The sequence below is a fragment of the Saccharicrinis aurantiacus genome, assembly GCF_947489045.1.
Lineage (GTDB): Bacteria > Bacteroidota > Bacteroidia > Bacteroidales > Marinilabiliaceae > Saccharicrinis > Saccharicrinis aurantiacus.
In genome coordinates, this window is record NZ_CANLCN010000021.1 from 77,412 (window position 1) to 89,335 (window position 11,924).

An 11,924-nucleotide genomic window follows, 5' to 3' on the forward strand; every position below is an offset into this window, starting at 1 on the left:
TTATTATTTGATTAAGCGTTAACCTTAGCCCTTTTTAAACGGCGTTTAATATTACTTTGAACGAACCCGTGGTCAATTAATGGAGCAAAAGTATTCATTAACAATATTGCTAACATAACACCCTCTGGATACGCTGGATTGAATACGCGAATAAGAATTGCGAATACTCCAATTAAGAATCCATAAATCCATTTACCTTGTTCTGTTCTTGCTCCTGATACAGGATCAGTAGCCATAAATACAGCACCGAAAGCAAATCCACCTAAACACAATTGGTGTAGTGCAGGTACATTCATTAATTCGTTAACTCCAATAGCATTAAACCCTAATGCCATGATGTAACCACCAGCAAATACGCTGAGCATAATTTTCCAGTTGGCAATACCTGTAATTAATAATATTACAGCACCCAATAAAATAGCCAATGTACTAGTTTCGCCAATTGACCCTGGTATTAGTCCGATAAAACTATTCCAAAGATCGTAAGCGCCACCATCTGCTAATCTTCCTAAACCTTCTCCTGACTTAAGTACTGCAGCTTCACCTAAAGCAGTTGCTCCAGAAAAACCATCTACAATACCTTCGCCTTTACTCATACCTGAAACCCAAATAAGGTCACCAGACATTTTTGACGGATATGCAAAGAATAAAAAGGCACGAGCAATTAATGCTGGATTCCAGATATTCATACCTGTACCACCAAAAACCTCTTTACCAATTACTACTGCAAAAACAGTTGCTACAGCCACCATCCATAAAGGAATGTCGGCTGGTACAATTAAAGGAATTAACATACCTGATACCAGGAATCCCTCTTGTACCTCATGTCCGCGAATTTGCGCAAACATAAACTCTACTCCAAGTCCTACACCGTAAGAAACAATAACTAGCGGAAGCACTTTTAATGCTCCATAACCAATCATCTCCCAAAAGGAAGCTTCTGTACCTAACGCTAAGAAATGTTGAAATCCTGTATTATATATACCAAACAACAAAGCAGGTACTAACGCCAATACCACCATTGCCATTGTTCTTTTCGAATCAATACCATCGTGAATGTGCGTACCACTCTTTGAAGTGTGATCTGGTACAAATAATAAGGTTTCAAAAGCATCGAATGTAGAGTGTAACTTTTCAAACTTCCCACCTTTTTCAAAGTTGGGTTTGATATTATCTAAAAAATTTCTTAATGCTTTCATTATGATTATTAATATTTTACAAATCTATTAAATGAGCTAGCTCATTTCTTTAATCATCAAATCAATACCCTGACGAAGTATTTTTTGAACTTCAGTTTTTGAAGTACAAACAAATTCACAAAGTGCTAAATCTTCTTCAGCTAATTCGTAAATTCCTAATTGCTCCATCTTATCAATATCCTCAGTAAGAATTGCTTTTAATAAGAATTCTGGAAGAATATCCATTGGTAATACTTTATCGTATTGACCAGACATAATGATTGCTCTACGACCTCCGTTTAAGTTTGCGTTGAGTTGGAACTCTTTTTTACCGCATAACCAAGTAAAGAAAGTACGAGAAACGCTAAACTTGTTTAATCCAGGAGCAGCCCATCCCATAAACTCAGCTACATCACCTTCAGGGATTACTGTAATTTGAGAAGCATATGATCCTAAATAACCATCAGCACCAATGTTTTCACCAGTTAATACATTACCACTGATGTAACGAAGATTACCTTCTTTAACGTTACCATCAACATAGTTTTTGATGTTAGCGCCAACTTTAGTTTTGATGTAACAAGTTTTATCAAGCTCAGAACCAGTTAATGCAATAACACGTGAAGCATCATAAACACCTTCTAATACTAATTTACCAATAGAAATGACTTCTTGTGGCTGAACTGTCCAAACTACTTCACCTTTGTTAATAGGGCTAACATGATGAATTTGCACACCTACATTACCTGCTGGGTGAGGACCTTCGAATGCAGTTACTTTAGCGCCTTTTACCGAAGTAAAGACTTTTGATGCTGCTTCGTTGTTTACCCCAATATTAACAGATCCTTCTGTTAATTTTGATAAAGCTTCGATACCTGCTTGAAATTCTTTTTCCTGACCTTCAACTATAAAGTCGTAATCTGGAGCCAAAGGAGACGAGTCGAATGCTGAAACAAAAATAGCTTTAGGTGTATCCGACGGATTTGCAATTACGTTGTAAGGACGTTGTTTTACAAATGGCCAAAGACCTGAAGCTAGTAATTTCTCAATAATCTCTTCGCGTTTAGCTGATGCTACGTTGATAGTACCAAAATCCTCAGCTGAATTAGCATTGTCGCTTTTAACAACTACCTCTAAAATGCGTCTTCGCTCTCCACGGTTCACTACCTGAACTTCTCCACTTACTGGAGAAACAAACTTAACATCGGTACGATACTTGTCATAAAACAAGGGCGTTCCTGCTTTAACTTTGTCGCCAGGCTTTACCGCCAACTTAGGAACCAATCCTGGAAATTCAGTTGGTCTGACAGCAAAGAGTTCCGGTGTTTCGGGCTGACCGAAAACTTTTTCGGCCTTACCTAAAAGCCGAATATCGAGACCTCTTTTTATTCTAATTATGTCTGACATGTTTGAAAAAAAGTTTTTTAAATTTTGATGCAAAAATACAATAAATTATAACTTAACCTTGAGATTAATCATCTATTAGAGAAATTTTTCTGTAAACTTGAACTTTTTATACTAGTTATTTACCATTATGATTAATATTTCCCATTTTTCGACACACAACTATACTCACAAATAAGATGATACGACACTTTATATTTACAATATTCTGCCTTTGCATGGCACCGCTTTGCTCTTTTGGTCAGGTTGCAACTAACAAAGCTTTTAATACCAATATTAGAACCGTTCAATTGCATAAAGAAGGTTGGGCACACTCTTACCCCATCTTAACTTTAAACAAAAATGAGAATCTTGAACTATCGTTTGACGAATTAGATTCGGATACCAAAAGCTACAATTATTCTATTGAACTGTGCGATGCCAATTGGGAACCTTCGCTGTTAATGGAATCTGAATACATTATTGGCAATAATCAGAACCCAGTTTTAGACTATCAGTTTTCATTTAATACCTCCATTGACTACGTACATTACAATCTTAAATTCCCGAATGATGATTTTAAAATACGCTACTCGGGCAACTACATTATTAAAATATATGAAGATTTTGATGTGGAGCATCCTGTGCTTACATGGCGTTTTATGGTTGTTGAACAACGCGTTGATATATTCCCACAAGTGAAGTATGCTGTAAATGCAGAATTGCGTAAGGCAATGCAGGAAATTAGTGTTACTGTACAGCATCCAAACTTTGGTATTTCGAATCCGCTGCAGGAGGTAAAAATGACCATTATGCAAAATCAGCGCAGCGATAATGCCTTGGAGAATATTCAACCTCAGTTTATTAAAAACAATGAGTTGGTATACAATTACAATCGTGAATTAATGTTTGAGGGCGGCAACGAATACCGATGGCTCGATATTAGAAGTATACGCTTTCAGAGCGATAGAATAAAGGATATTACCTTTCATGATCCGTTTTATCATGTTGAAATGGTTCCGGACCCTATATTATACGATGCCTCTTATTTTTTTAGAAACGATTTTAACGGAAGGTATGTTGTTGAAGTGCAAGAAGACCGCGACCCTGAATTGGAAGCGGACTATGTAATGGTACACTTTAACATGCCCCGCAGTGAACCCATGGTAGGTGGCGACATTTATGTGATTGGTGGCTTGAGTAACTGGGAAATGAACGAAAACAGTAAGATGACCTACAACTTTATGACGAAAACCTACGAATTGCACATGATGCTAAAACAAGGTTTTTACAATTACATGTTTGCCTATAAAGCCAACGATAGCAGAAGTGCCACTGTAGCACCCTTTGAGGGGTCGCACGGCCAAACGGAAAACGATTATTTAATAATAATGTATTATAGAAGCATTGGCGATAACTACGATAGAATTGTGGGCATCAGACAAACCAATTCGTTGAAGCCTAGTGTTAATTAGGGTTTGATATTAAAAATAAACCTAAGTATAAAAACCTTTGCCCCAAAGCACTTGGTTTTTATACTCCTACCCCATACCAAGTTCTAGTTCTTCTAATATTTCCTCTGAGTCATGCGCCTCGCTCTCAATACTATTTATATACGCATTAACAGCCTCCCAATTAACATGTGTATCTTCAACGGTTATATATGGGTTGGCTTCGTACTGTTCTCTTTGCAGCTTAAACAGGGTTAATAAACCCGATTGCTCGAAGTGAGGATATAGTTCATTATCCTCATCCATATCGTTATTAACAAAAGTACTCAGCTTATCTATATTCCAATAATTCACATCGTACTTAGATAGGCCTGTAAGCTCCTGAAACTTGCAACCTTCGGGCACACTGGCGTGCGACATGAGCAGAAAAGTTTTTATTACAACCTTATCCTCAATAATATCGCCGACAAAATAACCTACCTTGGTGGTTCCGTTTGCAAAGGTAAAGAGGACTTTTCCGCGGTATATGCTTACTTCGAAATTAAACAGAAAACTGTGGTAAAAATCTTGATTAACCCAATTAACAGCAGCGGGTTTATTTCGTTCGAGCAAACGACAGTAGGCATGTGATTGTATATAAACCGGCAATTGCTTTTGTTTGCCTGTGTAAAGATTACCTAGTTGTTTTACATCAACATTAACACTATCAACTGCACCATTACCTCCAATTTGTGCCCAGGCTAAGCGATATACCGGTCGGCTTTTTTGATCAATATTTACGTATATTTTTTGAGGTTTAATGGTGTTTATTGAGCAATCCCATGCTAATTTGTGCTTGTTAGAGGTACTACCGGTAGGGCATATACCTAAATCAAAGAAGTACATATTTTGTGTAGGCACATTAACATACATCATCACAAGGTTTAGTTTTTCCACAATATATTCTACAATCCAATCAAGGTCTTTAAAATATTTTTCTATTTGTGGCAAATAGCGCTTCAGTGTTTCATTTTTTTCGGCCGACATCAATTTTGATGGGTAGTTAATATACTCAACCAAGCCTATCACCATAAGAATGTCCTCTATTGAAAAGCGCTCTTCATTATCTGGCGTAAGCTTTATGTTTTTTACATGCAACACATGGTTTATGGCCTTATTAAAAAACCCGACCAAAGCCTGGCGCATCCGTCCTTCTGAAGCATCAATAATTCTATTAAATCCATAACACTTAAAATAAGCTGCTATCAAATCTACTTTATTAAGATGCTTATGGATATCGCAATCAATTACCTTAAGTAGATACTTTAAACGTTCTCCTTTTAGTTTTGATGCATTTTTTACACTGTGCTTTACTGGCGGTGTTTTCTTTTTCTTACGTCTGGATTTAGATCGTGCCATGATTGTATTTTGCTTTCTTACATTTTTAACGAGTTGTAAACTATTGACCTAATATAATTTTCATTTGAAAGGTTTTACTGTTATCATTAAACTTATACCATTGCCCATCTATATAATTCCATGTACCTCCATGTTTTCCATTCTTATACAAGGCAAACGATGGTTCGTGGCTGTATTTTATATGTTTGATTTTAGAACCTTTGTTTCTATATCTTACGGCTGCTATATTTTCCTCAAAACATAACCACTCAATCGCTACGAATAACCCTTCCTTTGGAAAAGGGATTTGTAATGCTTCAATATCAACTTTTGTTTTTCGCGTTCCCTTTTTAGCTGTTCCAATAATAGCTTGATTATAGATCATTCTCCCAGGATTCTCTTCATTATTATTATACAATCTTATATTAAAGGTGGCATTCTTGAGGTTAGATAAGGTTAATACCTCAATTCTTTTTAGGTATGGAGTAGTCATAAACATGTCTTCAAATTTAAAGTATCTAGCTACTTTTATAGACTTGCCTGTACCATTACTCAAATAGCTTCCTGACAATGACATATTTAAGCGACCTATCTTTTGCTCCTCACCTTTATCTGTAGTAATTAATATTTCTGAAATAGAATAACTTATAGGTAGTAGAAAAATACTATCTGTAATTGTGTTCGCAAGCAAAGTGGTGCTTTCAAAACCTATTACTGAAAATAATAAACTATCCGAATCATGGGCATAGCTAACAAATTCACCATTGACATCAGAGGTATATGCGACTTTTTTACCTAAAACTTGAATATTTACATTTGGGATTGGTAGCTTAGTCATTTCATCAAATACCCCAATATTTTTTTGAGACCTTAATTCTGCATAAGCACCCACAAACAATAGTATTAACAATACTATTCTGATTCTATTTTCTAATAAAAGAGACACACAAATATGCATAAGACCATGACTTGTTTAGGTTGTTTGTGGAATTCTATTTTGTCTTAATTAATATCGTAATACTCCTCAAAAAATTGCCCTCTTACTAATTAATTTGTAATCCACATAACAAAGCATTGGTAGCATGCTAAATTTCAAACTACAATAATAAACACAATAGTAAAATACAACTTTACTAATTACAATAAGTAGCTATAAGTAACTACCCTACTTCCTGAAAACCCATCCTCAGAACAAACTGTTTTTCGTACACATAACTTTGGCACATATTGCAGTAATGTATTTCTGCGCCGAGCTGTTTCAACGGTTTTAAGGTTTCGTAAAGGTTACTTACGCTCATATGTAAGCTAGCAACTAATTCTTTTGGAGCTCCAGTTGCCTTTAGGCGGATGAGTTGATCTCTTTGTTCAAGTCGTTCAATTTATTTTAAAAATTTCATTTGGTTATGGGCTTGTTGGGTATTGTTAAATAAGTAGAAACAAAATAAGCATGACAAAACCTCAAATGCCTGATTTCAGAACAGATACAAGAGGAGCATTTTGTAATTTGAATAAGTGATAATTTCGTAATCGATCAGTCTGTTGCATTTCTTTTATACATCGTTGTGGCTATCTCTGTAGATAATATAACTGCATTAATATATATTCTGGCTCGATTAATTGAAAGTTCTGTTTCATTACATGATATTGTTTGATAATCACAAAGAAGTTTGGCTTTTTGCCAGAACTTTATCCCATTTTCGTGCGAAATTATAGCTTAATTGGTCATCAGCCGGTTTATTTTATTACAAATGGATTAATTCAGATATAACCTCGACTGAAATAATAATATAAAGGGATAATTTTAATACAGCTTGGGCTAAATAAGTGAGACTTTCATTTAATGGTAACAAATTATATTTTGATTGCAGTACAAAATATAAACCAATAGCCCCAACTAGGACTATCGGTTAAAGAGTATTATTACTCTTCGCTAGCATTTTTACTACGCGTACGCGGAAATCGTTTTTTTAACTCAGATACTTTCTCTTTGGCACCGGGGTGGCCCATTTTTTCAGCATTTTTCATTAGGCTATACACCATTAAAGAGGCATTGTAAGCCTCATGTCCTGCCAAAGCATAAGAATCGTCGATGGCAGAAAGTAGCTCATTAAACTGATACTCGTAACTTCTCAGGGTATTAATGGCTACTACATCCGTTTCAAGTGCGCTTACATCAATAAATGAGCCCAATAAAGTGGCGTCTTGCTTTGCAATCTCTAAGCTTTTATCAACAAAGGCTACCGACTTATCGCCCATGCGTAATAATTCCTTTTTCTCGCTTTTTTCGAGTACCCTTAACTTCGGCATTAAAATACCTTTAAGTGTTTCAAATGCTGCATCTATTTGCCCGCTTTCTTCTTCTGTAATTTGTAATTCAAAATTATTTTCTTGCATATTTTAAAATTTAAGAGTTTATAATACTCACAAGAATAGTAATTCTTACTCCGATTTTTACGGAGTAAAAAAAATATTTAAATCAGAGTATACCCAAATTGGAGTTCAACGGGTAGTTTATAGATGTAACTATCTCGCGTATTACAAAATTCAATATCTGCCCCCAGTTCTTTTGCTATTTTAAGTAGTTCGTAAAGAGAGCTCTCGCTTATGCCCATGATATGCGCAAATTGTTTGGGTGAACCTGTGGCGTTTAGTCGTATTAGGTGATGCATACGTTCTAATAGGGCAGTTCTTTGTAAGAAATTCATTTCGTTAAAGTTTAATAAAATCAATTATTGAGCTAGCACTGGCATAGCTTAAACTTTACTTTTACTAAAGAAACTGAAATATAATTGGCATTAGACACCAAAAGAATTGGGCTACAGTTGGTTTAGTTTAGTAAAGCAACACAATAATAATATTTTGTTAAGTATTATCAAAATAATTAATCCTGATTTTATGTTCATTTATCAAAGGCGCTCCTTTAATATGGCTTTTAAAGGGTATACCATACGCTCAGCAACACTAATATCTTCAGTAATTATTTCAGCTACTCCTTGCATATTTTGCTTGAACGGAAGAAAGGTACCATAATTAGATATTAACGAATCGTTCAAGAATACAGTACCCACATAAGCCGAATCGGGCACTTCTGATATGGCATCTAAGCTAGCATTAACCATTCCATATTCGCGATAAGGAAAATCCGTAAACTTTAAATTTACTTTTTGCTTTTGGTTTAACTTACCTGCTTTATTTACCGGAATTATAAGTTTAGCCACAAGCCTGGAGCGCTTAAGCGGTAATACAGTCATAACATGCTGCCCTGTTCTGATATTCTGATTCTCCTCCCACACTCCTGAAAAAGCTATCCGACCATTAATAGGACTGATTAAACAATATTGCTTTTCCCACTCAGCCATCTGCCCTTTTATTTGCTCCAATGCCTGAATTAAACTAAGCTGCAAACTCTCTAGCTCCTGAGTCTTTTTTAATCTAAGTTCAAGAATTTGAGATTCGAGATCAGATAAAGTTAATTGTGCATTAGATAAATTAAGGTGTGCATTGGTATAACTTATCTTTTGATTTATTTTTGTGCGTTCTGATTTCTGAAACTCAGCCATGGCAATGGTACTTGTACTATATAAGAAGGAGTCTCTCTTAAACTCTAAAAGTGCTAATTTATAACTCTTCGCGTTATCGTATAACTGTTGCTGATACAAATCAACCTGATGTTTCGTTTCTGCCTTATTTTTTAAAAGTAATGCGATCTTTTGTTGATGATAATCAAGACTCGTAAAATTATAAAGCCCTTTACTTGCCTTAATTAGTGTGGCATAAGCTGATTGCAAACTACCAAGCTCCTTTATAGGTGGAAACAAACTATCTATATAAACTTCACTATATTGATCATATTCCTCTATTAATACTTTTAGTTTTTGGTATGCATCTATATTGGTTGAATTCTCAATCATTGCCAAAAGCCTTCCCGCTTCAATAGTATCAGAATCGCTTACCAATAAAGACTCTAATTTTCCTGTGGTAGCTGATAACATAAAAGCAGGCGGATTGGCCGATTGTATATAAAACGAACCTGTTATCACCTCAGGATACTTAAATACAAATGAAAAGCTGATAAAGCTGATAATAATTACTGCTATTATAGAAATGCCATAACGTATAATTCTATTGGGAATTTGTCCCATTATCTCTCTTACTTCATCACTTCTTAACTGAATTTGCTCTTTTTCTTGTGAGCTTACTTTCAAACGATCTTTCATAATCTTATCCTCCAAGCTCCAATTGATTCTTGACCAAATTAAAATAAGCACCTGAATTATCCACTAACTGATGATGTACCCCTTGTTCAACAATTTTACCTTTTTCAATTACAATAATCTGATCGGCATTTCTAACGGTACTCAAACGGTGCGCCACAACAATAACAGTGCGCCCTTTAAAAAACTGATCGAGGTTCTCCATTATTATCTTCTCATTATTGGCATCCAATGCATTAGTTGCCTCATCTAAGAATATATACTCCGGATCTTTATAAACAGCACGAGCAATGAGTATTCGTTGCTTTTGGCCTTGGCTTAAACCGACACCCTCCTGCCCTATCTTAGTATTATACCCTAGCGGGAGTCCATCTATATACTCTTGTATATGTGCAACCTTCACAGCATATAGCAAGCGCTCTTTATTTACATACTCATCACTAACCGCAATATTTTTAGCTATAGTATCCGAAAAAATAAAACCATCCTGCATTACCACACCGCACTTACTACGCCACCATCCTTGGTTAAAGTTATCCAGCGTATTATCGCCCACTTTAATTTCACCATTGGTAGGATTATAGAAACCCAATAGCATTTTAATTAAGGTAGTTTTACCATTGCCACTTGTGCCAACAATGGCGGTTACTTTTTTTGAAGGGATATGAATATTTACAGCATCCAACACTTTGGGTGAGTGTGGTCCTTCATACTGAAAACTTACGTTTTTAATAGATAAATCTTTGTTGCTTGGCAACTCAGTTAAACGATCAGCTTCTGCTCCCTCTTCATCCTCCTTATTATGAATCTCGCCCAAACGCTCTAAACTAATTTTGGCATCTTGTGCCGAATGTACAAAGCTGATCATTTGATCAATAGGGCTATTTAACTGCCCCAATATATACTGTACTGAGAGCATCATACCCAAAGTCATTTCTCCCTTAACAACAGCAAAAGCTGCAAGCACAGTTATGATAATATTCTTTATCTCATTAAAAAACAAACCTCCCAATTGCTGATACTGACTTAAGGATAAACTTTGCACGTTAACCCGGAACAGGCGCGCCTGAATGCGCTCCCATTCCCAACGCTTTTGCTTTTCGCAATTATTCAGCTTAATTTCTTGCATACCCGTTATCATCTGAATAAGATTACTCTGTTCTGATGACATTTGTGCAAACCGATTGTAATCAATATCACGTCGCTTGTGCATGAACAGATAAACCCAAACAAAATAAAGTATACTCCCAATTAAAAATACCGTAAATATTTGAACGTTATAATAGGCCAATACTACGCCAAACAATAAGAGATTAACCATTGAAAAGAGTACTGATAAGGTTTGCCCAGTTAGGAAATCCTCAATACGCGAATGATCTTCGATACGCTGAATTAGATCTCCAGTCATTTTAGTATCAAAAAAACGAATGGGCAAACGCATCAATTTGATTAAAAAATCACTTATTAGTGAGATATTAATACGTGTGCTAATGTGTAGCATTATCCAAGAGCGGATAAATTCAACACTCATTCGGCTAATAAAAAGCATGAGTTGAGCCGCCAAAATAAGGTAAATAAAGTTGACGTTTTGTGTATTGATACCTACATCAACTATAGCCTGAGTTAAAAAGGGGAATATCAGTTGTAATAAGCTCCCAACCAACAAGCCTAATACCAGTTGAACCAAGAACTTTTTGTGTGGCTTTAGGTATTTAAACAAAAAAGAAAAGCCCTTTTTATCTAAGGGCTCTTCCTCTCTATTGTAAAACTCTGGGGTAGGCTCTAACAGCAAACACACTCCAACAGCTTCTCCACCATCCACTGTTGACGACCAACACTTGATAAACTCGTCTTTACTGTAGGTTACCTTACCATGCGCAGGGTCAGCCACCCAAACTTTATGCTTCTCTATTTTATAAACTACTACAAAGTGTTCTTGATTCCAATGAGCGATAAAGGGCACTGGAGCTTCATTTATTAATTGCTTAAGCTCTGCCTTTACCCCCATTGTTCGAAAACCAATGGCCTCTGCTGCATCACTGATTCCAAGTAATGAAACACCCTCTCGCGTTATATGGCTATGCTTACGTAAAGTTTCTAAATTATAGTAGCGACCGTGATATTGTGCAATCATTTGGAGGCAAGTAGGACCACAGTCCATTTGATCTGGTTGGATTTTAAACTCTAAGTTATTCAATCATTTAAATTTTATGAGGTTAAATAGAATACTCAGAAAATAAACCCCTTGGATTCAAGGGTCTAGTGCAACAAAGTTTGTTTTTGTATTGGATGCAAATTAGCATAATTAATTTTTATTTGTA

The 11,924-nt window shown here is 35.7% G+C and carries 9 protein-coding genes; 1 reads left to right on the plus strand and 8 read right to left on the minus strand.

From position 1 onward, the window contains the following. Positions 1 to 11 precede the first annotated feature (11 nt). Together QMO11_RS18785 and QMO11_RS18790 are read right to left on the minus strand one after the other, a co-directional pair. Complete coding sequence (locus QMO11_RS18785; RefSeq protein ID WP_075601909.1) at positions 12 to 1,199, minus strand: NADH:ubiquinone reductase (Na(+)-transporting) subunit B; 1,188 nt, start codon at positions 1,197 to 1,199, stop codon at positions 12 to 14. Positions 1,200 to 1,235: 36 nt separating this feature from the next. Further along, positions 1,236 to 2,585, minus strand: coding sequence for a Na(+)-translocating NADH-quinone reductase subunit A (locus tag QMO11_RS18790; RefSeq protein WP_282039176.1), 1,350 nt, complete (start codon positions 2,583 to 2,585; stop codon positions 1,236 to 1,238). 215 nt (positions 2,586 to 2,800) lie between these two features. On the opposite strand from QMO11_RS18790, the gene QMO11_RS18795 reads away from it, so the two are divergent. Further along, positions 2,801 to 4,036 carry a type IX secretion system plug protein gene (locus tag QMO11_RS18795; RefSeq protein WP_282039177.1) on the plus strand — a complete coding sequence of 412 codons (1,236 nt, stop codon included), beginning with the start codon at positions 2,801 to 2,803 and terminating at the stop codon, positions 4,034 to 4,036. 66 nt (positions 4,037 to 4,102) lie between these two features. Here the strand turns inward: QMO11_RS18795 and QMO11_RS18800 are convergent, their stop codons facing one another. The 6 genes from QMO11_RS18800 to QMO11_RS18825 form a co-directional block, all read right to left on the minus strand. Beyond that, entirely contained in the window at positions 4,103 to 5,410 is a 1,308-nt protein-coding gene (locus QMO11_RS18800) for a hypothetical protein (RefSeq protein ID WP_282039179.1), read from the minus strand. A 40-nt stretch (positions 5,411 to 5,450) separates the two neighbouring features. After that, complete coding sequence (locus QMO11_RS18805; RefSeq protein WP_282039181.1) at positions 5,451 to 6,335, minus strand: peptidase associated/transthyretin-like domain-containing protein; 885 nt, start codon at positions 6,333 to 6,335, stop codon at positions 5,451 to 5,453. Between the two features lie 974 nt (positions 6,336 to 7,309). Further along, a complete protein-coding gene (locus QMO11_RS18810; protein WP_282039182.1) occupies positions 7,310 to 7,783 on the minus strand; it encodes a hypothetical protein in 474 nt (157 codons plus the stop codon). 77 nt (positions 7,784 to 7,860) lie between these two features. Continuing rightward, entirely contained in the window at positions 7,861 to 8,094 is a 234-nt protein-coding gene (locus tag QMO11_RS18815) for a hypothetical protein (protein WP_282039184.1), read from the minus strand. A 201-nt stretch (positions 8,095 to 8,295) separates the two neighbouring features. After that, complete coding sequence (locus QMO11_RS18820) at positions 8,296 to 9,606, minus strand: HlyD family secretion protein (protein WP_282039185.1); 1,311 nt, start codon at positions 9,604 to 9,606, stop codon at positions 8,296 to 8,298. 4 nt (positions 9,607 to 9,610) lie between these two features. Next, a complete protein-coding gene (locus tag QMO11_RS18825) occupies positions 9,611 to 11,800 on the minus strand; it encodes a peptidase domain-containing ABC transporter (RefSeq protein ID WP_282039187.1) in 2,190 nt (729 codons plus the stop codon). Positions 11,801 to 11,924 lie beyond the last annotated feature (124 nt).